Annotated in this window: 21 protein-coding genes; 5 read left to right on the forward strand and 16 right to left on the reverse strand. The window is 42.9% G+C overall.

The window, feature by feature from the left end; genetic code table 11:
- Positions 1-32 precede the first annotated feature (32 nt).
- The 5 genes from EFB00_RS02600 to EFB00_RS02620 form a co-directional block, all read right to left on the reverse strand.
- A complete protein-coding gene (locus EFB00_RS02600) occupies positions 33-818 on the reverse strand; it encodes a DUF975 family protein (RefSeq protein ID WP_164709415.1) in 786 nt (261 codons plus the stop codon).
- A 10-nt stretch (positions 819-828) separates the two neighbouring features.
- Positions 829-1,914, reverse strand: a complete 1,086-nt coding sequence (locus tag EFB00_RS02605; RefSeq protein WP_122645376.1) for a M42 family metallopeptidase — start codon at positions 1,912-1,914, stop codon at positions 829-831.
- Positions 1,915-2,144: 230 nt separating this feature from the next.
- The gene (locus tag EFB00_RS02610; protein ID WP_122645377.1) at positions 2,145-2,390 is read right to left on the reverse strand and encodes an FtsX-like permease family protein; all 246 of its coding nucleotides are present in this window, start codon (positions 2,388-2,390) and stop codon (positions 2,145-2,147) included.
- Positions 2,391-2,405: 15 nt separating this feature from the next.
- Positions 2,406-4,190 carry an ABC transporter permease gene (locus EFB00_RS02615; RefSeq protein ID WP_122645378.1) on the reverse strand — a complete coding sequence of 595 codons (1,785 nt, stop codon included), beginning with the start codon at positions 4,188-4,190 and terminating at the stop codon, positions 2,406-2,408.
- A complete protein-coding gene (locus tag EFB00_RS02620; RefSeq protein ID WP_122645379.1) occupies positions 4,180-4,947 on the reverse strand; it encodes an ABC transporter ATP-binding protein in 768 nt (255 codons plus the stop codon). The genes EFB00_RS02615 and EFB00_RS02620 overlap by 11 nt, the downstream gene beginning before the upstream one ends.
- Positions 4,948-5,236: 289 nt before the next feature.
- Here EFB00_RS02620 and nrdD point away from each other — a divergent pair, with 289 nt between their 5' ends.
- On the forward strand, positions 5,237-7,426 hold the full coding sequence (nrdD, locus tag EFB00_RS02625; protein WP_122645380.1) for an anaerobic ribonucleoside-triphosphate reductase: 2,190 nt from the start codon (positions 5,237-5,239) through the stop codon (positions 7,424-7,426).
- A gap of 93 nt (positions 7,427-7,519) precedes the next feature.
- Positions 7,520-8,122, forward strand: a complete 603-nt coding sequence (gene nrdG / locus EFB00_RS02630; protein ID WP_122645381.1) for an anaerobic ribonucleoside-triphosphate reductase activating protein — start codon at positions 7,520-7,522, stop codon at positions 8,120-8,122.
- A 54-nt stretch (positions 8,123-8,176) separates the two neighbouring features.
- On the opposite strand, the gene dinB is transcribed toward nrdG, so the two are convergent.
- The 10 genes from dinB to dnaX all read right to left on the reverse strand — a co-directional run bounded on the left by dinB (position 8,177) and on the right by dnaX (position 16,610).
- A complete protein-coding gene (gene dinB / locus EFB00_RS02635; protein WP_122645382.1) occupies positions 8,177-9,304 on the reverse strand; it encodes a DNA polymerase IV in 1,128 nt (375 codons plus the stop codon).
- A gap of 255 nt (positions 9,305-9,559) precedes the next feature.
- The gene (gene rsmI, locus EFB00_RS02640; protein WP_122645383.1) at positions 9,560-10,429 is read right to left on the reverse strand and encodes a 16S rRNA (cytidine(1402)-2'-O)-methyltransferase; all 870 of its coding nucleotides are present in this window, start codon (positions 10,427-10,429) and stop codon (positions 9,560-9,562) included.
- Positions 10,430-10,584: 155 nt separating this feature from the next.
- Positions 10,585-10,932, reverse strand: coding sequence for a DNA replication initiation control protein YabA (locus EFB00_RS02645; protein WP_206423486.1), 348 nt, complete (start codon positions 10,930-10,932; stop codon positions 10,585-10,587).
- Positions 10,925-11,755, reverse strand: a complete 831-nt coding sequence (locus EFB00_RS02650; RefSeq protein ID WP_122645385.1) for a PSP1 domain-containing protein — start codon at positions 11,753-11,755, stop codon at positions 10,925-10,927. Before EFB00_RS02650 ends, EFB00_RS02645 begins: the two co-directional genes overlap by 8 nt.
- A 24-nt stretch (positions 11,756-11,779) precedes the next feature.
- Positions 11,780-12,709: a DNA polymerase III subunit delta' gene (gene holB / locus EFB00_RS02655; protein WP_122645386.1), complete on the reverse strand. Its 930-nt coding sequence runs from the start codon at positions 12,707-12,709 to the stop codon at positions 11,780-11,782.
- Positions 12,710-12,721: 12 nt separating this feature from the next.
- Positions 12,722-13,051: a cyclic-di-AMP receptor gene (locus EFB00_RS02660; RefSeq protein ID WP_122645387.1), complete on the reverse strand. Its 330-nt coding sequence runs from the start codon at positions 13,049-13,051 to the stop codon at positions 12,722-12,724.
- Between the two features lie 19 nt (positions 13,052-13,070).
- Positions 13,071-13,709, reverse strand: a complete 639-nt coding sequence (gene tmk, locus EFB00_RS02665) for a dTMP kinase (RefSeq protein ID WP_122645388.1) — start codon at positions 13,707-13,709, stop codon at positions 13,071-13,073.
- Positions 13,710-13,772: 63 nt separating this feature from the next.
- A complete protein-coding gene (gene recR, locus EFB00_RS02670; RefSeq protein WP_122645389.1) occupies positions 13,773-14,369 on the reverse strand; it encodes a recombination mediator RecR in 597 nt (198 codons plus the stop codon).
- 23 nt (positions 14,370-14,392) lie between these two features.
- On the reverse strand, positions 14,393-14,707 hold the full coding sequence (locus EFB00_RS02675) for a YbaB/EbfC family nucleoid-associated protein (protein ID WP_122645390.1): 315 nt from the start codon (positions 14,705-14,707) through the stop codon (positions 14,393-14,395).
- A gap of 178 nt (positions 14,708-14,885) precedes the next feature.
- Positions 14,886-16,610: a DNA polymerase III subunit gamma/tau gene (gene dnaX / locus EFB00_RS02680; protein ID WP_122645391.1), complete on the reverse strand. Its 1,725-nt coding sequence runs from the start codon at positions 16,608-16,610 to the stop codon at positions 14,886-14,888.
- A 195-nt stretch (positions 16,611-16,805) separates the two neighbouring features.
- Between dnaX and EFB00_RS02685 the strand changes: the two genes are divergently transcribed.
- The 3 genes from EFB00_RS02685 to EFB00_RS02695 are packed head-to-tail and all read left to right on the forward strand — an operon-like array spanning position 16,806 to position 20,013.
- Entirely contained in the window at positions 16,806-18,050 is a 1,245-nt protein-coding gene (locus EFB00_RS02685; protein WP_122645392.1) for a DUF7130 family rubredoxin-like protein, read from the forward strand.
- Positions 18,051-18,064: 14 nt separating this feature from the next.
- On the forward strand, positions 18,065-19,207 hold the full coding sequence (locus EFB00_RS02690; protein ID WP_122645393.1) for a TFIIB-type zinc ribbon-containing protein: 1,143 nt from the start codon (positions 18,065-18,067) through the stop codon (positions 19,205-19,207).
- Complete coding sequence (locus EFB00_RS02695) at positions 19,204-20,013, forward strand: TPM domain-containing protein (RefSeq protein WP_122645394.1); 810 nt, start codon at positions 19,204-19,206, stop codon at positions 20,011-20,013. The genes EFB00_RS02690 and EFB00_RS02695 overlap by 4 nt, the downstream gene beginning before the upstream one ends.
- A 164-nt stretch (positions 20,014-20,177) precedes the next feature.
- On the opposite strand, the gene EFB00_RS02700 is transcribed toward EFB00_RS02695, so the two are convergent.
- Complete coding sequence (locus EFB00_RS02700) at positions 20,178-21,140, reverse strand: pyridoxal-phosphate dependent enzyme (RefSeq protein WP_122645395.1); 963 nt, start codon at positions 21,138-21,140, stop codon at positions 20,178-20,180.
- Positions 21,141-21,275: the final 135 nt, after the last annotated feature.

Below are 21,275 nucleotides of genomic sequence, written 5' to 3' on the forward strand. Positions count from 1 at the left end.
TTTTTTATCTACTTCTTATAAGTCTGAACTTTTTATACCGGATCGCCGATTTCTTTGCGGGCTTCGTCATAAAAAGCAGCCACACTGACATTGGCATACGCGATCGCCCACAAGACGCCGACACCAAAAGCCAGGATCCCTAAAAGGTACCAGCCGATAAATGAAAGTTGGAGCATGATGTAGCGCCCAACACGGCCTTTCAGTAAGCTCCAACCGTAACGCAGGCTATTGCCGACTTTGACGTTTGGAAAATCCATCTTCGTCCATGCAGCAAACTGGAAGACACCAGTGACGATACTGACAGCGACTAGAAAGACCAGCATCAATAACAAGATCAATAACGCGATAGCCACTCCGCTAAAGGCATTATCAGCGATCGCACCAAAATTCTGTCCATTACTGATAACCAAAGACAGATACACACCGCCGCCAATAACCGCAGCTAATGGCAGAAAGACAATGATCCCTACAATATAACCAGCAATACTATTAAGAAAATTGATGATCATCATTGGTACGTAATATTTTTTGTTGAAGATCACAAAAATCTGACCCGCTTCTGCTCGGCCGCCGCGAACCACATACAGCGCGACAAAATAAGTAGCATACGTAAACGCGAAAAGCAGCAGATTATCTACTAGAAACTCAAGGATGCTGGCTTGCGTACTACCTGTTTCAAAATTAGTCATCCCGCCAAAAATCCCTGAGATGATCCCTCCTAATAAAACAGAAAGAAAGATGATCAGTACATTGGTACCCCATTGACCGGCCAGCGCACCTCTTGCTTGCGCTCGTAATTGTGCATTTGTTTTTTGCATAAGACTCCTCCTAATAACTGCGGATTTCGTTGACTTTTTGATCATCAAGTCGACGAATCACTTCAGTTACTAATTTTACTGTATTCAAATAATCATCTTCATGAATGACTGAAGTATGAGAATGCAAATAGCGGACTGGCACAGTGATCGCCAATGAAGGCACGCCATCTCGCGTCAAATGCATTTGTCCGGCGTCAGTCCCGCCGCCAGTGATCACAGTATATTGGAATGGGATCTCCATTTCTTCCGCCACATTGATTACAAAGTTCAATAATTTCTTATGAGGGATCATTGATGCATCAAAAATCAAGATTTGCGGACCCTTTCCAAGTTCTGAATCAGCTTCTTTAGGCGTCATTCCCGGTGTATCTCCTGCGGTCCCAGTATCAAGAGCGATCGCAATATCTGGATTGACTAGATGGGTGCTGGTACGGGCGCCTCTAAGACCGACTTCTTCCATAACATCACTGCCGGCAAACAAGCAGTTTGGATGATTTTCTTTTGACAAAGTCTCTAAAACACGCAATGAAACCGCCGTACCGATGCGATTATCCCAAGCTTTCGCTAATAAGAATTTACCGCCGTTCAAGCGTTTGTATTCGATATGCGGCGTGATCATATCACCAGGTCGGATCCCCCAGCCTTTAGCTTCTTCCGCGCCTGCAGCACCGATGTCGATAAACATGTCTTTCACATCATACGGTTTTTTTCGTGCTTCTGCACTTAATACATGAGGCGGTTTTGAACCGATCACACCATGAATCGTTTTTCCGTCTTGGGTTTTGATTTCGACTTGTTGCGCCAACATGACTTGTCCCCACCAGCCGCCAAGCGTTTGAAATTCAATAAAACCTTTTTCTGTGATCTTAGTTACCATGAATCCTACTTCATCCATATGACCGGAAATAAAGATTTTAGGACCGCCGCCTGCGCCGGTGTGTTTTGCGATCACACTGCCAAGACCATCAAAGATGATATCTTCAGCAAATGGTTTTGCGTACTCCTTAAATACTTCTCTGACTTCTTCTTCATTTCCCGGCACTCCTCGTGCGGAAGTCAAATCGATCAATAGCTGTTCTTCGTTTTTTTCTAACATCAAAGTCGCTCCCTTACCGTTTCTGATGAAAATTATACCATTTTTCACAATTTTTGTACGTGTTTTTGTATGGTTTCTCTTTAAAAAATAACTAGTAGAAAAAAGAGCTGTGTATAAGTCGAAGCTGTCGAAAATGTCAGCTCAAAACTTATGACACAGCTCTGATACAAGTATGTCTAAACCTACTGTTCTTTCCATCGATTTGCGAAACTTAGTGAAACTTCTTTATTCTAGTCCTCTACGATCCGTAAATAAATCCGGACAGTGATCATATAAAATATCAGATAAGCGACTGCCATGATTCCGCAAAACAAATAGGCCAGCCAATAATTATCACTGATGATAAACTGGTTCAACACATAGATCACGAACAATGCATGACTGGTGCCTAAAATAACTGGCGGAACAAAGAACCAAGCATTTTGCTGATAAACCAATTTACGGATTTCTTTCTTTGATACCCCTATTTTTTTCAAAAGTTGATAGTACCTTTATTCATTTTCCGCTTCAGAAAATTGATGAAGCATCAAAATACTGGCAGTGGCCACCATGACGATCATACTGACAAACAGTGCGACATAAATAAATACGCCTGCTTGACGACGGGTGCGGCGCAATGCGGGATACTGGCTGGTTTGATTCATCCGGCTGCCAGTCCCAAAAAAATCTCCTTCTTCCGCAAATTTTTCTTTCTGGATTTTCCCAGTAAGGACATCGTTTTGATACATATACTCATAATATACTTCGTCTTGCCAACGCAGCGGCAATTTCTGATTCAACTCATTACTTAATTTTTCCCGGTCTGCCGAAGCATCGACATCCACCATCGCTACTTGATAGGAAATGCCCGCTGTTTTGTCAAAAATTTCTTGGTCTACAACTAATACCGGACTGTTGTAACGGAGCAGACTTTCTCCCAAATGATCCGGATACATCCGCTGAATCTGCAACTGGACATCATTTGACAAGGTGATTTGATGCTCAAAACTGGCTATGCCGCGAAAATCATTGTAAGTCGTGTCGAAAAGAATCGTATCATGAGCAGATTCCAATTGGATCGGCGGAAGTTCAGGTTTGATTTTTCGAAATTGATTATAGTTGTCGATCGTCAGCAAATTGATCAGCTGCTCTTGATTGTTTTCCGCAGTATTTAACAACTTCAAGCCAAAATAAGTCCCCGTTACTTTATACTCCAATGTCACCTCGTGAATGACCTTACTTCCTTCTTCTTGGATCAGCTGTTTTAATTGAGGAAGATCTTCTTTGCGGATTTGAAAATCCGTTGGTTGACTGTTGCGAACATTTTGGGCATTTACAGTGATCAATGAGATCGAGATACCCACGATCGTGATAGCGATCGCCGAAATGATCGTAGTCAAAGACAAACTCCGCCAACTTCGCAAGATCTGAATACAGCTGTTGTTCAGCATATATAAAGTCAGTCCCTGATAACTTTTAGGCCGTCTTCGCCAAAAATAGACCAAAAGGGTAACGGAAAATCGGTAAAACAAATACGTACCCGCGACACAAAGAACAAAGATCAGTAACGGCAACCACAAGATAATCATAAAATCTTTGGTTTTTCCGATATAACCAAACAAAATGTCATGGATCTGACTAGCAAGGAAGTAGCCCGTACCGATCAGCACAAAACTCAAGATACCAAAGAAAATGTTTCTTTTCCCGCTCCGTATTTTTGTCAATGGTACCGTGACGTCTTTTGCAAACAATTCCAGCAATTTTTTTTGCGAAAGAATCCAGATGTTTTGAAATGCAAGGATCAAATAGACTAAGAAAAAGACATTTGCTGTCAAAACCACTGCTGGAAAGGCGATAAAAAAGCGGCTTTCCACATCAAGTGCCATGGCTTTACTCAAAATCATAGAAAAAAGTTTGGATAAGATGATCCCCAAAGCGATCCCGCTGATAAATGACACGCTGTTCAGAAAAAAAGTTTCCACTAAAAAACGGCCGATGATTCGTCTTCTTTTCAAGCCGAACAGCTGATACAGTGCGATCTCTTTTCTGCGTTTCGCCATAAAAAAACGATTAGCGCTCAACATAAAAAACAATACGATCGCTAAGACAAAAAAGCTGCCGATATTCAGTACACTGTCGAGCTGGATATCTTGGCTGGCGCGTTCAATGAGCAGTTGATCATAAGTGATGGCGCTGAAAGAATAAAAGCTCATGACCGCTAACGTCATACATAAAAAAGGGATTGCGTAACTGCGATATTGTTTTAAAAAGCTGCGCCATGTCAGCCTAAAGAGCATCCCTTCGACCTCCTCCAGCAATGGCCGCCTGCATACTGATGACTTTGTCGAAGAACTCTTTTCGCGAACCTTGTTTGACTACTTCGGCAAAAAAGACACCATCCTTGATAAACAAGATCCGATTGCAATAACTGGCGGTATATGGATCATGGGTCACCATCAAGATCGTCGCATCTTCCTTTAAATTGATCTCGCTCAAATAATTCAGCAGTTCTCCGGCGGATTTCGAATCAAGAGAGCCGGTGGGTTCATCAGCGAAAATGATCTCCGGCTGCATAGCCAATGCTCGCGCAGCAGCCACCCGCTGACGCTGTCCTACTGAGAGTTCTTCAGGATAACGCTGCAAGATCGCTGTAAGTCCCAGCAATTCGGCGGTACTTTCTACTCGGCGATCAATTTCTGACAGCGGCAAGCGATCGATCGCTAATGGCAAAAGGATATTGTCGCGAATATTCAACGTATCCAGCAGATTGAATTCTTGAAAAATAAAACCGATTTTTTCCCGACGAAAATCACTCAGCTCTTCCTCGTTCATTTTTGTGATATCCTGACCAGCGATTTGGATAGAACCGAAAGTCGGTAACGCGATCGACGATAAAATGTTCATCAGTGTCGTCTTCCCGGCCCCGCTTGGTCCCATGATCCCGACAAATTCGCCTTTATCGACTGTAAAGGACAGATCCTTCAATACTTTGGTTTGATTGAAACGATTGCCGTAAGTTTTACTCAAGTGTTGGACATCGATAATAGTTTTCATCGTTGGCTCCTTTCAGTTTTCTATATGGTAGCATAGTAGCATATTTTTATCGGTTTCACGAATTTCTATAAGTAAAATTGATAGAAAAATTTTTATTCATTTTCCCGTGAAAATATAAACAGCAAAAGCCTATCTTTATCAGCTTTCATAATTTTTCAACGGAAATTATACACAATATATTGTGTTTGGTATCATTATGAAACATTTTTCGCCACTACATATAGTTGCAAGTTTTATTTCCATCTATTATGATAATTAGTGAACAAGCAATTACAAGGAGTGACGCGCAATGATGAAAATAACCAAAACAGCGGAGAATCCGACTATTCATCCGCAACTGAGCACTATGAAGATCGTAAAACGCGATGGCCGACTAGTAGATTTCGATGACCAGAAAATTTATGATGCTCTTGTAAAAGCAAAAAAACAAATCAGCGGAGAACTTTCTCCTTTAGATCATGAGCGTATCCTAGAGATCGTTGAACGTGTAGATCAAGAAATCGCACAACGTTTCACAAGTGATGTTAAGATTTATGAGATCCAAAATATCGTTGAGCACACACTTTTAGAAAAAAATGAATATGCGTTAGCGGAACATTATATCAACTATCGAACACGTCGTGATTTTGAACGCAGCAAAGCCACAGACATCAATTTCACTATCGGAAAACTGATCAACAAAGACCAGACCGTGGTCAACGAAAATGCCAACAAAGACAGTGATGTCTTCAATACGCAACGAGATCTGACAGCTGGGATCGTAGGCAAATCAATCGGATTGAAGATGCTGCCTCCTCACGTTGCCAATGCCCATCAAAAAGGCGATATCCATTATCATGACTTGGATTACCATCCATACACACCGATGACCAACTGTTGCCTGATCGATTTCAAAGGGATGCTGAATAATGGATTTAAGATCGGTAACGCGGAAGTTGAATCGCCTAAGTCGATCCAGACTGCGACCGCACAGATCTCACAAATCATCGCCAATGTGGCTTCCAGCCAATATGGCGGCTGTTCTTGCGATCGGACAGATGAATTACTGGCTCCGTTTGCTAAGCTGAATTATCAAAAACATTTGAATGACGCTGAAGAATGGATCGAAAATCCTGAACGTCGGGAAGAATTCGCGAAAAAGAAAACCCGCAAAGACATTTACGATGCCATGCAAAGTCTAGAGTATGAAATCAACACTCTGTTTACTTCCAACGGACAAACACCATTCACTTCTTTAGGCTTTGGTCTTGGAACGAATTGGTTCGAACGGGAGATCCAAAAAGCGATCCTGCAGATCCGAATCAATGGATTAGGCAGTGAAAAACGGACCGCGATCTTCCCTAAATTGATCTTTTCTATCAAACGCGGGGTAAATTCCGCTCCTGCAGATCCTAATTACGATATCAAACAGTTGGCGTTGGAATGTGCCACCAAACGGATGTATCCGGATATCTTGAACTATGACAAACTTGTTGAATTGACTGGAAGTTTCAAAGTGCCAATGGGCTGCCGTTCCTTCTTGCAAGGCTGGAAAGATGAAAACGGCGAAGAAGTCAATGTTGGCCGTATGAATTTAGGGGTAGTGACATTGAATCTGCCTCGTATCGCTATGGAAGCTCATGGGAATCGCGACAAGTTCTGGCAACTTTTAGAAGAACGCCTAGGCATCGTTAAAGACGCGTTAGTCTATCGTGTAGAACGTTGCAAGGAAGCTTCACCTGCCAACGCGCCCATCCTTTATATGTATGGGGCTTTCGGCAAACGCCTTAACCGGAAAGACGCGGTCAATGAATTGTTCAAAAACAAACGGGCGACTGTTTCACTAGGTTATATCGGTTTGTATGAAGTTGCTTCTGCTTTTTACGGCGGCAGCTGGGAAAAAGATCCTGAAGCAAAAGATTTCACCCTATCGATCCTTAAAGAACTAAAAGCGCATGCTGACGCATGGGGTAACGAATACGGCTATCATTTTAGTGTCTATTCTACTCCAAGTGAAAGTTTGACAGACCGTTTCTGCCGTCTAGACACGGAAAAATTCGGGATCGTCGAAAATATCACAGACAAGGAATACTACACGAATAGTTTCCATTACGATGTACGAAAAAATCCAACACCATTTGAAAAACTGGATTTCGAGAAAGACTATCCGAAATATTGTTCCGGCGGCTTCATCCACTATTGCGAGTATCCAATGCTTCAACAAAATCCGAAAGCATTAGAAGCTGTTTGGGACTATTCCTATGACCGGATCGGCTATCTGGGAACGAATACTCCGATCGATCATTGTTATGAATGCGGCTTTGAAGGAGATTTCAATCCAACTGCCCGCGGTTTCGAATGTCCGCAATGCGGCAACCACGATCCTAAAACCTGTGATGTCGTAAAACGGACTTGCGGTTACCTAGGCAACCCTCAAGCTCGTCCGATGGTCCATGGTCGTCATAAAGAAATCTCTTCTCGTGTCAAACATATGAAATAACAACCAAAATCGAGGCTGTGACAACGTACTTTTCTCTGTCATAGCCTTCCCTGGTCTTGAAATACATTCAGATTTACAGAAGGAAGTTTTTTTATGAATAATCCAAAACCAAAAGAATGGCAAGCTTCCGATTATAGCCAAAATCGGATCGCTGATTATAAAGCTTTCAACTTTGTCGATGGTGAAGGTGTCCGCAACAGCCTTTATGTCAGCGGCTGTCTTTTCGCTTGCGAAGGCTGCTTCAACAAAGCCGTGCAAAATTTCCGCTACGGTGTACCCTTTACCAAAGAATTGGAAGACCAGATCATTGATGATCTGCGCCATGATTATGTCCAAGGTCTGACATTGCTGGGCGGAGAACCCTTCTTAAATACGCCGGTCTGCCTGCAAGTCGTCAAACGAGTACGGCAGGAGTTTGGAGACACTAAAGATATTTGGAGCTGGTCAGGATATACCTTTGAGGAATTATTGCAGGAGACTGATGATAAATTGGCGCTGCTTTCTTCTATCGATATTCTAGTTGATGGCCGCTTTGAATTGTCCAAACGCAATCTCAATCTGCAATTTCGCGGCAGCAGCAATCAGCGGATCATCGATGTGCCTAAATCCTTAGAAGCCGGCAAAGCTGTCATCTGGGACAAATGCACGGACGCTGAAAAAAGCTATGAACAGATTCATCGTCGTAAATTGATTTAAAAAAGCCCCGCATCCGACATATTAACAACATCTTGTCGGATGTGGGCTTTTTATTTAAAAGTCCTGCTCGCTTTCTCCCCAGAGCGGCAGCCGGATGTTCTCATAAGTCACAGGATCCAAATTGGTCACCGTGATCCCTAACAGTCGGATCCCCTTTTCTAGTCCTAAAATCTCTTCCCAAATCAGACTGGCTTGAGAAAAAATCGCTTCTTTTTTACTAACATATGTCGGTAAAGTCACACGTTTGGTGATAGTGGAATAATCTGTATAGCGGACTTTTAGGACTATCGTTTTCCCATGCTTTTGGACCCGTTTTAAGGAAAAATCGACCTTTTCAGAAAGCTGCCGCAACTGAGTTAAGACTTCTTCTTCTGTAGTCAGCGGATTACCATATGTATGCTCTTTCCCTACCGATTTGCGTTCCCGTGTCACTTTGACAGGAGAATCATGGATCCCTCTTACTTTTCGATACAAGGAATACCCCATTTTCCCAAAATACCGGATCAGTTCCATCTCGCTTTTTTGATAGAGATCAGCGCCGGTAAAAATATTCAGTTCATGCATTTTCGGTACGGTCTTCTTACCAATACCGTGAAACTTCTCAATAGGCAGTTCTTTTAAAAATTCCACCGCGTCTTCTGGTGTAACGACTGTCAATCCCCGCGGTTTTTGAAAATCTGACGCAAGCTTCGCTAAAAATTTATTGTAGCTGACGCCTGCCGAACAAGTTAAGTGCGTCTCCCGCCAAATATCCCGCTGGATCATACGAGCGACTTTGATGGCAGACCGGCTGTTGACTTTGTTTTCAGTGACATCCAAATAGGCTTCATCGATGGACATCGGTTCGATCAGATCGGTGTATCGCTGGAAGACTTCACGAACTTGCTGGGAAACTTCTCGATACTTCTCATGATTTCCTGGCACAAAAATCGCTTGCGGGCATAATTCATAGGCTTTTTGCGCGCTCATTGCTGAATGGATACCATATTGACGGGCGAGATAATTGGCGGTGGTCACGACCCCGCGCCCGCCTGTATCGCTGGGATGGCGGGCGATCACTAATGGATGTTTTGCTAATTCAGGATTATCCCGTTCTTCTACCGAAGCAAAAAACGCATCCATATCGATATGGATGATTTTTCTAGAAGTATCGTTTTTTAACGGAAATTGTAATTCCGACATCCTCGCCACCGCCTTTCTTCCTCATTATAACCAAACGAACGTTCCCATTCAATTTTTGCTGACATTTTTTATGAAAACTAAGAGATTTATCCCATTTTAAGACATTTTTCCACAAAAAAATACGCTCCTTTTGTCAGGAACGCATTTCTTCTTTAATTTATTATTTGTACAAGTGAATTTATCCAAGCAACTTCTTTCAGGGTCTCTGCTTCAAAGAAACTTTTTTATCTGAGATCTAGGATATCCAAATTGGTTTCATTCGATTCCATGAAATTCTTTGTAGACGACCTGTTTTTTCACTTGATTGCGTTGGGCTACTTCTTTGATAGCCGCATTGGGTTTCATGCCTTCTTGGACCAATTCTTCTACTTGCTCTTTCAACGATTTATCTGTGACGACAGCTGCGGCGGTTTCCTCTCCTTCATTTCCAGAAACCAATAAGCAGCATTCTCCTTTGATCTCGTTTTCTTCCAAATAATCTGCCAGTTCAGCCAAACTTCCCCGCAAATATTCTTCGTGGATCTTAGTCAGTTCGCGACAGATCACCGCTTGACGTTCCGAACCAAAAACATCAGCGATCTGTTTGACAGTCCCTCCGATCCGATAAGGAGATTCATAAAAAATCAAGGTACTCTTTTCAGCTTTCAATGCCTCTAATGCCTGCACCTGTTCTTTTTTCTTTCGAGGAAGAAAACCGTAAAATACATTCGGCTGCGGCGATAATCCCGAAGCGATCAATGCCGTCAGTCCCGCGGTAGGTCCTGGCAGGGAGACGACGGGGATCTCTTCTTCAATACAAGCCACCACTAATTCGTGTCCCGGGTCACTGATGGAAGGCATCCCGGCATCACTGACTTGCGCGATGGAATCACCTTTTTTTAATAGCTCCAACAATTGCGGGATGCGTTCACGATAATTATGTTCATGAAGGCTTTTTTGAGGGGTCTCGATCTCAAAATGATTCAGTAATTTTTGCGTATTCCGAGTATCCTCACTAGCGATCCAAGCGACTTCTTTTAAAGTCCGCACGCTGCGGAAAGTCATATCTTCTAAATTACCGATAGGTGTGGGAACTAGATACAAGATACCCGTCTGCTGGTCTTTAAAACTGCGCTGTTTTTTCATTTGCAGCACCACTCCTCTACAAAAAGAAACTGTAACATAAGTCAATGCTACATCAACGAACCAAGCTCTGTGATCAAATATCTGTAAGAGCAATATAGAGTTTGGCAGTATTCTAGCATGGTAGGCTTATGTCACAGTTTTTTTACTATTTTCAACTATTTTCCGCTCTCGCGATAGATGACTTCTAAACAAAAAGCACATGGTTCATCATGTTCCCGTCGCGATCCGTATAGATCATAACAAACGTGGAAGCCTTCTTCATAGATTTTTTCTAAATTCATTCGCGATTTCGATAATTCTTGTTTTACTTTTTCTGCTGGAGCTTCCGCCACTTGATTCAATTCACGGACATGATCTCTCAGCCTTTGGTTCTCCAACTCGAGTGTCGTATTTTTTTCAACGATCTCTTGCAATGCAAGTTTCATTTCTCCCAATTGGTTCAGAGAATTTTCTAATTCGAGTTCGAGCTTGTTCAGCCCGTCGTAAAGGGAGCGTTTATCCATGGTCATTGCTGTCACCTGCTTTAACAACATCTTTTAATTCTTCGTAATCATATTCTACTGGGGTTTCTCTGCCAAGCAAGCGCACCTTTACCACGCGGCTCAAAAGATTGAGCCCCACCACTTTTCCTTTGCCTTCTGGCGTCAGGATCTCTTTGCCGTAATCAGGCAATTCTTTTTTTGCTTCTTCATAAGAATCATTTTCATATTTCAGACAGCACATCAAGCGTCCGCATAAACCAGAAATTTTCGTTGGATTCAAAGACAGGCCTTGATCTTTTGCCATTTTGATAGAGACCGGGATAAAATCGCCCAGAAATGTCGAACAGCATAATGGCCGCCCGCATGGACCGATCCCGCCTAATAATTTTGCTTCATCACGCACACCGATCTGCCGCAATTCGATGCGGGTCCGGAATTCACTGGCCAGATCTTTGACCAGTTCGCGAAAATCGACCCGTCCATCTGCCGTGAAATAAAAGATCATCTTGCTGCGATCAAATGTATATTCCACATGGATCAATTTCATCTCTAAACGATGGGCACTAACTTTCTTTTTGCCGATCTTTAGCGCTTTTTCTGCATCTCTGCGATTTTGTACATCTTTTTCTATATCTTTGGCGGTCGCTTTTGACAAAATAGGCTTCAGATCATCAGGAAGATCATCTGCGTCCATCACTTTTTTAGGGACAGCAATAGTAGCCAATTGTTTCGCCTGTTGCGACTCAACCAGAACTTTTTCATTATACGTATATTCAGACTTGCCGGGAGAAAAATAATAGATATGCCCCGCTTCTCGATAGCGGACCCCCACCACTTCTACCACTTTCATCCTCCTCTCTTTCTGGAACTATTTTTGATAAATGATTCGCAGTGCAAGCTGTTCTGCAACATTTTGAAACGAAACATTCGCTGTCAATTTCTGTTCTGCTTGCAGCAGTAATTCTAAAATACGTGTACTTTCTGTTGCAGATTCTGTGCTTCGATCACGTTTTATCCGATAATAAAATAACAACATCTGAAGTAATAATCTCTGTTGTTCCTTTTCTTTTGCTAAAGGTAAAATACGTTTTTGGACATATATAAATGCTTGTGGATCACGTTTTTCCAAATAAGTAAACCATTGCATAACAGTATCCTTAGCACCATTAAACCATTCATTTTGGTAGATTTCAACTGCTTTTTGATAACCATTTGTCAAACTTGCCAGAAGTTGGGCGGATTCTTTGCCGATTCCGTCTTTTACCAGTTTTTCAATCAAATGTTCAGGAGCCAATGGCAAAAAATGGATGATCTGACAGCGGGATTGGATCGTGGGTAAGATCCTTCCCAAAGCGTCTGTCTCTAAAAGCGCCAAAAAGCTTCCAGGCGGCTCTTCTAAAAATTTCAACAAGCTGTTGGCGGCACTAGCATTCATTTTATCAGCGTCTTGAATAATAAAGACTTGTTGGCGGCTTTCAAAGCCGCTTTTTGAAAATTCCGCCTGCAGCTGCCGAATCTGATCGACTTTGATCGTTTGTCCTTCCGGTTGGATGATCTGAACGTCAGGATGTTCTCCCTGCTCGATACGACGGCAATTGTTGCAACGATTACAAGGCTCATCATCTTGCAGATCTGTACAAAACAAGCGCTTAGCCAACCAGCGGCTCATTGCCGCTTTACCGGTTCCCTGATCGCCTTCAAAAAGATAAGCATGAGCCAAACGCCCATGCTTCACACTTTTTTTTAATTGCGAGAAAACAAGCGGCTGATATTCAGCTAAAAAATCGCGTTCTTCCATTATTTTCTCCTATTAATATTGATGAAACCCTTCAACTGGCAATACAAAAACAGTTGCTCCGCCAACTTCTACTTCTACAGGGTAAGGAACTTGTCCGTCTAATGAAATATCTAAAGACATTGGTGTCGATACGTACTGTTTGCGTGATTGGCAGGTCTTTTTGATCAATTCTAATGTTTCTTCTACCCGTTCATCATCGATCCCGATAATAAAGGTGCTGTTGCCGGCTTTTAAAAATCCGCCGGTGGAAGAAAGTTTCGTCGCACGAATATTCGCGTCGATAAATTCATTTGCCAAACGATTGCTGTCCTTGTCTTGAACAATAGCCATAATTAGTTTCATCTTCTTGTCCTCCTATAAGTTAGAAATATTCGGGATAGGTTTCGGTGATTGCTGTAAAGCTCGCTTCCACGACTTCTTGCAGACTCATTCGTCCATCAACTTTGTGGATGCGTACCGGATCTTCTTCCGCTAATTTCAAATATGCGTGACGTACACGCTGATGAAATTCTAAACTTTCCGTTTCCAAGCGATCCGCTTTGCCATGACGTGAACGGGCGATCCGTTGCAAGCCTGTATCCGAATCTACATCTAAGTATAACGTAAAATCAGGTTTTGTGCCTTCGATTGCAAAATTATTGATTTTTTCGATTTCCGGAATCCCGATCCGCCGACCAGCACCTTGGTATGCCAGAGAACTGTCAACAAATCGATCACAGATCACGATTTTCCCTTGTTCTAAAGCGGGAAGAATGACTTCCACTAAATGTTGACGACGAGCAGCGGCATACAATAATGCTTCTGTCCGTTCATCCATCTCCCCATTTGCCGGATCTAAGATAATCTTACGGATCTTTTCTGAAATTTTTACTCCACCCGGTTCCCGGGTTTTTACGATCGGGCGTTTTGCTAATAGTTGCAACCGTGGATACAATTCATTCAATACACTGGTTTTGCCTGCGCCATCGGGTCCTTCAATCGTGATAAACAATCCATTCACGTCATTTTCCTCCATCTGTCCCGGTTATTCTTATTGTACCGGAAAACTCTCATTACTTATTTATTAAAGCTCGCGACGACCTTCGACAGCCTTCAACAAAGTGACTTCATCCGCATATTCAATGTCGCTTCCCACTGAAAGCCCATGAGCTAACCGTGTCACTTTGATGCCCGCTGGCTTGATCAAACGAGAAAGATACATTGCTGTTGCTTCCCCTTCTGTTGTTGCATTAGTAGCGATGATCACTTCTTTTACTTCCGCGTCATGCAGCCGTTGGATCAAAGAGGCGATATTGATATCTTCTGGTCCGGTTCCTTCCATCGGCGACAAAACACCGTGAAGCACATGATAAAGACCATGATATTCCCGCATTTTTTCTAGCGCCATCACGTCTTTTGGTTCTTCCACCACTAAGATCGTCCCGCGGTCGCGATTAGGGTTGGCACAAATCTCGCAAGGGTCATCTTCTGTAATATTCCCGCAGATACTGCAAAAATGCAGATCGCGTTTCACGCTCAAAAGCGATTTCGCAAATTCATTGACGACTTCATCTTTCATGTCGATGGTATAAAAAGCTAACCGAGTCGCAGTCTTTTGACCGATACCCGGCAGTTTCATATAGCTGTCGATCAATTTTGCAATTGGTTCTGGGTATTGCATCAGCTATTACTCCTAACGATAGGTTAAAACCCAGGTAAACCTTTCGTGTATTTACCCATAGTTTTTTCCGTTTCTTTTTCTACTTTTGCTAACGCATCATTAACCGCCATGATCACAAGATCTTGCAACATTTCTGGATCTTCTGGATCAACGATTTCTGGTGCGATCGCGATTTCTTTCATTTTACGGTCACCGGTAAAGGTCGCTTTCACATAACCGCTTGTCGATTCTCCGATAAATTCTTGTTCATTCAAGGCTTCTTGGGCCTTCACCATTTCTTTTTGCATTTTTTGTACTTGTTTCATCATACCTTGCATATTTCCCATGCCACGCATCATTGAAGATCACTCCTCGTTCCTAATATAGTAAGGATTTTTTCAAAATCCTTCTGTTTGTCACTCCGTATACCATTCCACTAACTTATTTCTTAGCAAGTGGAACTGGCATCCTTGTTCCTATTATTGTAAGAATTTTATTCTAGCATTTTATCATTTTCTTGTTGTCTTTGACAGCAGTTTAATCGTTTTGGATTTGTGCTAGATTGCCAAATAGTTCTTGGGCTTTCAGTACAACTTCCTCATCTTCTTTTTCGGGAGCTGGTTCTTCTGTTTCATCATCAGATTTTGCTGAACCGTTGACAAAATCACTCCGCAACTGCGGCCAGCTTTCATCTGTGATATAGATGGGCTTTGGCGCGTAATCAGGGATCATACGGCTGATATTGTTATGGATCGCCAGCTCTAATTCCTGATCTCCCGCGGCTTTTTGACAAACGATCTCGTAATCAAAAGCAATCACTAAACCGTTGGGACTTGCCGCTTTTGGCTCGCTGGATCGCAAGACCGCCCGTTGTGTGACTGAAAGACTCATCAACAGATCTTCCCAAACATTCTTGACGTTGATCAGATTTTCTTTGGTAGCTTCCCGCAACACAGTGAACACTTGCTCCCGCGGTACTCGATAAGTAGTCGCTTTAGTGCGGTTTGTTTGTGAAACAGGAGATACTGTTTCATTTTTATGATTTACAGTTGGATTGGTTTTCAACTGTTGGATCTCTTTTTGCAGCGTCTCTATTTGTTTTTTCAGCTCTCGGATCTCCCCGTTATCGTAAGGAGCAGGCGCCTGTCCAGCGACAGATTCTACCGTTTGGGGAGCTGTTGGTGAAGTGTTCGCTAATTTTACCGTTGCTACTTCTAAATAAATGGTCGGGCTATTCGTAAAGCGGACTTCATTTTGCGTTTCATTCAAAATATTGATCCACTGATAAATAATCGGTGCTGAGACTTCCGCGGCTAATTGTTTGAAGGCATCTGTCAGATGACCGGATTTTTCATCCAATAGTTTCGGTGCCTGTTGATAGATCAACAGATCGCGACAATAGACTAATAGATTTTCCAGTAACCGTCGCGCTTCTTTTCCTGATGCCAACATCTCTTGCAATTCTGTCAGTGCTTGTGCGCTATCAGATGTATAACATGAATGGATAAATTGATCCATCATCTCATAGGTCAAACTGCCTGTGACTTCCATCGCATCTTGCAACGTCACTTTTTCATTACTAAAAGAGATCGCCTGATCCAAAATACTCAATGCGTCCCGCATCCCGCCTTCTGCCGCACGGGCGATCACATACAATGCTTCTTCCTCGAAATCAATATTGCTTTCTTTCAGCACATGGATCAAATGTCCAACAATATCTTGTGTATCGATTCGTTTGAAATCAAAGCGCTGTGTACGAGAAATGATCGTTGCCGGGATCTTATGAGGTTCGGTCGTTGCCAAAATAAATACCACATTTTTTCTAGGTTCTTCCAGCGTTTTTAAAAGCGCGTTGAACGCACCGGTAGAAAGCATGTGGACTTCATCGATGATATACACTTTGTATTTGGCATTCGTAGGAGCGTAGTTGGCTCGATCACGAATAAAACGAATTTCTTCCACGCCGTTGTTGCTGGCCGCATCGATCTCGATCACATCTTCTTGCGTACCGGCTGTGATGGAACGGCAAATATCACAGTGATTACAAGGCTCGCCATCATGGCTGTTGGGACAGTTGATGGCCTTCGCAAAAATTTTGGCCGCACTTGTCTTCCCTGTCCCTCTTGGCCCGGTAAACAAATAGGCATGAGAGATCTGTTCTTGAACGATTGCATTTTTCAGCGTTTGGGTAATCGCTTTTTGACCGACAACATCATCGAATCTTTGCGAACGCCATACGCGATATAGTGCTTGATAAGCCATCCTTTTCCTCACCTTTTTTCAAATTCGCTATCTATTATTATACGAAATTTCCCGATAAAAAACTAGGTTTCCTACGCTCTTTTAATAATTCACTGCTTGACTAGCATCTATTTTCTTGGAAATCAGCAGCTATGGTATAATAAATAAAACACTTGAAATATTTTTATTCATCTTACTCAAAGGAGGATTTACATTATGGGAATCATCAAAGCAGCAACGAGTACTGTTGGCGGCGGGCTTGCCGACCAGTGGTTAGAGGTCATCGAACCAGCAGATATGGGCGGCTCCACTGTCATGACAAAAGGTGTCAAAGTCCGGCAAAACGATAAACGAGGATCAAATCGCAAAGGCACAGAAGATGTCATTACAGACGGTTCTGTGATTCATGTTTATCCAAATATGATGATGCTTTTAGTAGATGGCGGAAAAATTGTCGATTATACTGCCGAAGAAGGCTATTACACGGTCAAAAACAACTTGGCACCTTCTATGTTCAACGGTTCATTGAAAGATGCTATCAAGGAAACATTTGACCGTTTTAAATACGGCGGCGTTACACCTCAGAAACAGCAAGTGTTCTATATCAACCTTCAAGAAATTAAAGGAATCAAGTTCGGTACTGCTTCACCGCTGAATTATTTCGATAATTTTTATAATGCCGAGCTGTTTTTACGAGCGCATGGAACCTATTCAATAAAAATCACGGATCCGATTTTGTTTTACACAAACGCGATCCCGAAAAATCAAACGCAAGTCGAAATTGACGATATCAACGAACAATATCTTAATGAGTTTTTGACAGCCTTGCAATCTTCTATCAACCAAATGTCTGCGGACGGTCAGCGGATCTCTTATGTACCGTCAAAAAGCATGGAGTTGAGCAAATACATGTCTGATGTCCTTGACAGCAGCTGGACTGAGCTACGCGGAATGGAGATCGTAGCAGTGGCTGTCGCAAGCATTTCTTATACGGACGATTCAGTGAAATTGATTAATATGCGCAACCAAGGCGCGATGTTGGGAGATGCAGGCGTTCGAGAAGGTTATGTTCAAGGATCGATCGCTCGAGGAATGGAAGCTGCCGGCAAAAACGAAGGCGGCGCCACCACCGGATTTTTCGGTATGGGCATGGGCATGAATACCGGCGGCGGCTATCTGAGCCAAGCATCTCAAGCCAATCAACAGCAGATGCAGCAAAACCAACAGAATCAACAAGGCGGTCAAGCATCCTCAGATACTTGGACCTGCCCACAATGCGGAACGGAAAATACCGGCAAATTCTGCAGCAACTGCGGAACACCAAAACCAGAAACCAAAGCGGCGGCTGAGCTGAAAATGAAATGCAGCGAATGCGGTGAAGTCATCGATCTTTCAAAAGGGATTCCAAAATTCTGTCCAAATTGCGGCAAACCGTTCAAGGGCATACCTTTAGATAATTAAAAAGGAGGGCTATCATGGATGTCCTAACACATAAATGCCCCAATTGCGGCGGTGCCTTGACATTTGAGCCAGACGATCAAAAATTCCATTGTCCCTATTGTTTGAGTATTTTCACTGTCGATGAAGTAAGCGAATTTGAAGAAAAACAAAAGCAAGCGCAAATGGCAGAATCAGAAACTCCAGCTGAAGAACCAACGGCCGAATCTGCAAGCGAAACAGAGACGATCAACCCCACAGACACCGCTGGAGAAGCTGAAAATGCAGAAGGAATGTCGGATTCAATGGATCTGTTCCTATGTCCTAACTGCGGTGCTGAGATCGTGACAGATGCGACAACTGCGGCGACTTATTGTTATTACTGCCATAATCCGGTCGTTTTACAGGGACGCCTCAGCGGTAATTTTCTGCCAAACAAAGTTCTGCCTTTTGCGATCGGTAAAGAAGAAGCTACCGCGAAATTTTTAGAATGGGCACAAAAAAAAGCCTTTGTTCCTAAAGATTTCTTTAGTCAGGAACAGGTAGAAAAATTGACCGGTGTTTATTTTCCTTATTGGGATGTCGATGCCGAGACCCAAGGCGAATTGACCGGGACCGGAACGGCTTTGCGAGTCTGGATCGTCGGTGATATCGAATATACCGAGACCAAGCAATACGAGATTGAACGGGCTGGAAAAATCAAATTCAAAAATCTAGTGAAAAATGCCTTGTCAAAAAATGTACAGCAAAAAATGGTGACTGGCGTACAACCTTTCCCACTAGAAAAAGCAGTCGAGTTTAAAAATCAATATCTGGCAGGCTTCCAAGCAGAAAAACGCGATATCGAGTATGCGGATATGCAGGAAACCGTCAAAAAAGAACTGCATTCTTACAGCGAAGATCTCTTGCGAGGAACAGTCGGCAGCTTCTCCACTTTCGTTCCCAGACAAAAAAACGTCGATGTGACGAAAGAAGAAGAACAATACCTATTATTGCCGGTTTGGCTGGTAACTTACCGCAGCAACGATTCTGATAAAAAGACCTATTATTACGCTATGAACGGTCAAACCGGGAAAGTCAGCGGAGTCCTGCCTATCAGTTATAAGAAATTAGGATTGACCGCACTAGGAATCTTTTTAGGTGTCTTACTTCTCTTTTTACTTGGGGGGTATTTCATATGAAAAAATTACTTGTTTTTCTCGCGGTACTTTTAGGAAGTCTTTCGTTGGTTGGCTCTTCTGTTTTTGCTGCTGAAAATCTTGTTGAAGATAATGCAGGATTATTTACTGCTGAACAACAAGACCAGCTGAACACCAAAGCAGCAGAAATCAGTGAAACGATCAAAGGACAGATTTTGATCGTGACAAATGACGACAACACCGAAGATCCTCGTGATTTTGCAGATAATTATTTACGAGACAAAGTCGGCAACGACCAAAACGGTGCGGTCTTATTGTTAGATATGAACCAACGACAAATCTATCTTTCCACTTCCGGAAACATGATCGATTATCTGACGGATCGCCGAATCGATGAGATTTTAGACGATGTGGAAACTTATATGGGCAGTGCCGCTTATTTTGAAGCGGCAGATGCTTACCTCTCAAAAACAGCGGCCTTTGTTGAAGATGGTGTGCCGGGCGGACACTACCGCGTGGACGAAGAAACCGGCAAGATCACCCGCTACAAAACCATTACAGCATTAGAAGCGGTGATTGCTGCGGCTGCCGCTCTCGTAGCAAGTCTGGCTTTTTTCTTGATCACGAAATCGAGATATCAACTAAAAAGCGGTGTTTATAAATATCCTTATCAGGAAAACGCTGATCTGCAACTAACGAAAAAAGAAAATCGTCTGGTCCATTCTTTTGTGACTACTCGACGTATCCCTAGAAACAATAACAGCGGCGGCGGTTTTGGCGGCAGCGGAGGCAGTACTACCCACTCCAGCGGCGGCGGAACTTTCGGCGGCGGCGGACGTGGATTCTAAGAAGTTATTCTGCTAAGAGAGCCTCTTAAAAAATGTATTGACCAAATTCGAATAATATATAACCCAACATTCGCTGGACTTTATACTTGCGGCAATTCAACACAAGCACCTGCAGGTCACACGAATGTTGGGTTATTTTATTGTTTTGGATTGTATTAAGTGAGTCAGATGATTTCTTTAAAGAGCGAGAAATCGATATTACCGCCAGAAACGATGGCGGCTGTCTTTTTTCCTTTCAGCAAATGATCGATCGTTCCGCTGAGGATCGCTGCTGTACTCAGCGCTCCTGCTCCTTCTGCGATAACTTTTTCTTTCAGCGCTAAATAACAGATCGCTTCTTCGATCATCTTTTCCTCTACTAGAACCGTTTCATCGATCCGATTTTTCAATAAATGATAGGTCAACTCTCCTGCTAAAGCGACATCGCAGCCATCAGCCAGCGTGGCACTGTCCCGTTTGGCTACTAACTTTTTCTGCCAGATGGACCGAACCATTCCATGTACCTGATAGGTCTGCACTCCAATGATTTTGACCTCTGGCCGAAAGGTCTTGATTGCTACAGCGATCCCCGCAATCAAACCACCGCCGCCAATCGGTACAATGACGTTGTCGATCTCAGATAAATCTTCTAAAAGCTCTAAACCAATCGTCCCTTGCCCTTCGATCACCTTCAGATCATCAAACGGGGAGATAAAAATCTCACCTGAAAGTGCAGCGGCTTCTAAAGTATATTGTTTTGTTTCATCAAAAGTCTCGCCGGCTAAAACAACAGTTGCTCCATAGCTTCTTGTCGCGTCGATTTTGACGTTTGGGGCATGTGTAGGCATAAAAATACGAGCGTTGATCCCTAATAATTTTGCCGCTAAAGCTACACCTTGCGCATGGTTTCCCGCTGAGCAGGCGATCACGCCCCGCTGTTTTTCTTGATCCGTCAATGAAGCTAATTTGTAATAGGCACCTCTTGCTTTAAAAGAGCCCGTCCGTTGCAGATTTTCCAGTTTTAAGTAAATATCGCCTTGCTTCTCCGCAGATAAAATATTGCTAGGTGCAAGCGGTGTATGAATCATGATAGGTTTCAAGATTTCCTGTGCTCGCAAAATTCCTGCTGCTTCGTTCTTTACGATCATCACTACGCCTCCTAAGATAACGCTTACATAATTATTGAACCATGAATCCCAGTAATTGACAATCTAGAGTTATCGAAAGCGCTTGATAAAATATATTTTTTTTGATTTTCTTTGTCTTTTTTTCGATAGATACTG

Origin of the sequence: Enterococcus mediterraneensis, assembly GCF_900604485.1 — a bacterium.
In the GTDB taxonomy this organism is placed as follows: Bacteria; Bacillota; Bacilli; order Lactobacillales; family Enterococcaceae; genus Enterococcus_C; species Enterococcus_C mediterraneensis.